This window comes from Pseudomonadales bacterium, from assembly GCA_013215025.1.
Taxonomy (GTDB): domain Bacteria; phylum Pseudomonadota; class Gammaproteobacteria; order Pseudomonadales; family DT-91; genus DT-91.
In genome coordinates this window covers 1-2,091 of the sequence record JABSRR010000295.1, presented here as the reverse complement: position 1 = coordinate 2,091, position 2,091 = coordinate 1, and the positions used below count along the sequence as shown (strand labels likewise).

The 2,091-nt window shown below is 47.1% G+C and carries 1 protein-coding gene; it reads right to left on the bottom strand.

Going from position 1 to position 2,091, the window contains the following annotated elements:
- Nucleotides 1-684 precede the first annotated feature (684 nt).
- The gene (locus tag HRU21_13055; GenBank protein NRA43217.1) at nucleotides 685-984 is read right to left on the bottom strand and encodes a hypothetical protein; all 300 of its coding nucleotides are present in this window, start codon (nucleotides 982-984) and stop codon (nucleotides 685-687) included.
- Nucleotides 985-2,091 lie beyond the last annotated feature (1,107 nt).

Genomic DNA, 2,091 nt, shown 5'->3' with positions numbered 1-2,091 from the left:
GGCTGACTCCATGCACACTGTGTCCGGGAATTTCTCGATGACGACGTTATACGACGCAATGAAATGGTGCAGAACAGCCGAAGTGACATCGGCATGCGGACTGCCGGTGGCTGCGTCATAATCGGCATGACGGGCATGGGTACAGAGACATTTGATTGCATCATTCCAGAGTGGTTGCGAATGTTGGCAGCAAATGCAGACACTGGAACGTATATCGACTGTGATTGCCTCATTTGAGCTCCATGCGGGTGGAGAATTTGTCTCTGGGGCCTCTTCCGATAAGACATGTTGAACTTGTAGTAACAACCTCAAAAATCAATAGTAATAAATACCGTACATCATAAAAATACAAAATAAAGAAACAAGGCACACATACACTCAATCAATGTCCATTCGTTCAAGCCTACCCTGCGCAAAATCGTCGATCGTAGCCGAATTTCAAAGTTAAACGGCAGAAATCGGATGGAATGTTCTGTTCAGACTCCTCCGAATATACCAAACGTACAGCTTGCTGAACGAGTCGTAGTTCAAAAAGTTCGGGTTCTGTTCGTTGAGATTGCGAAAAATGAAGAACACGTTCCTTTGAGCATCCATCAAGCAGGACCTGCGTATCGGTATTGTATTCCAGCAAGCTGAATATGGACGATGATCCACAAGTCGTGTTCGTCCCTTTTTGTGATGTACTCAGTCCGTAGCCACAGGTACACACTCTCTGTCATGTCCACGTAAAAAATCATCCGAGAGTACACTGGAAAAAATCCGATCATTTTGTCGAAGAGTGCAAATGGAATCATGATTTACTTCAAATTGCTTGCGCTGTCGTTTCCGCAGCGCCAAGTTGTTGAGCGTACCAAATATATTGTACCCGATGCAGGCACCGAACTGGTTGATGAGCACCTCGCAGTCGATCACCGTGGCGCCGCGGCGGCTTGATTGGCTGGCGGCTTTGAGAATCTCGCTGCGATACCAGTCGTTGTGCTCCATGAGCTGCTCCGTCTTGATGTCGTAAATGAGGCCAGAACTTGCAAACTTGGCGGACGAAAAGTACTTGGCCAGGGTCCAGGGAGCCTCCTGTGGAGGAGTCATCGCAAACGAATACAATGGAGGCCCACTGACACGAATCGCGTTTGTTGTTGTTGCTTTGGCTGGTCAACGATGTCACAAATGGTCTCAGAGCACATCCAAGATGGGTTGATCAGGATCCGTTGCCCTAGGATTTGCTCTAGTATTAGCTTCTCAGAGGCGAAGCTAGAGGGTCTTGAGATGCGTTGACGCAAAGGACGGCTTTGACTAGCCATGGTCTCAGCGTGAGTATCTGCGTCGCAGGTTGAGTCGCAGAAGCAAAAACAGCAGCGACTCAACGAGTCGCGGTGCTTCCAAGGCCGCGACTCACTGCGACTCAAGGTCTATATATTGCATCTACTGACGATTGCTCATATGATGTACACAGAGTACAGGACGCTCTCTACAGATCAAAAACAACGAAGCGCTGAACGGCAACAGCGGCCGCTCCAGGCTCACGTTTCCGATGTTTCTCAATCTGAAAAATCGATGAAATTCTGATGTGGTATAGAAACTGTGGATAAGAGCACGCCCTTTCCGCGGACCAGGGCTAGGTGTAGAAACTGTGGGATATGATGTGACATGATAGGATGCGATAGGATAGGATAGGGTATAGGATAGGATAGGATAGGATAGGATAGGATAGGTTAGGATAGGGTATAGGATAGGATAGGTTCGGATAGGATAGGGTAGGGTATAGGATAGGATAGGATAGGATAGTAGGCCGGTTGGGTTGTATAGGATATGGTTAATAACATACCCTTCAGTGAAACTCCATGTTGAGTGTGTATCACGATCACACGGTGGACTCATCATATCCTCGATGCATTAGCTTGTGTTTTGAAGCTGACAACGGGTTTCTCAAAAGTAAAGGAGCTGGCACGGTGTGAGCTGGCACGGTGTGGCAAGCGAGGGAGAATGCGTTTGATATGACAATGACAAGAACGCATTGAATCGGATTTGACATCGGTCTGACGAACATTGTGATTTCAATCAAAAAAAATCAAATAAAGTCAAATTTGTGACTTT

Bases quoted from the DNA above. Each gene is read 5' to 3' on its own strand.
- HRU21_13055 (NRA43217.1), bottom strand. From the start codon at position 984: ATGGAGCACAACGACTGGTATCGCAGCGAGATTCTCAAAGCCGCCAGC.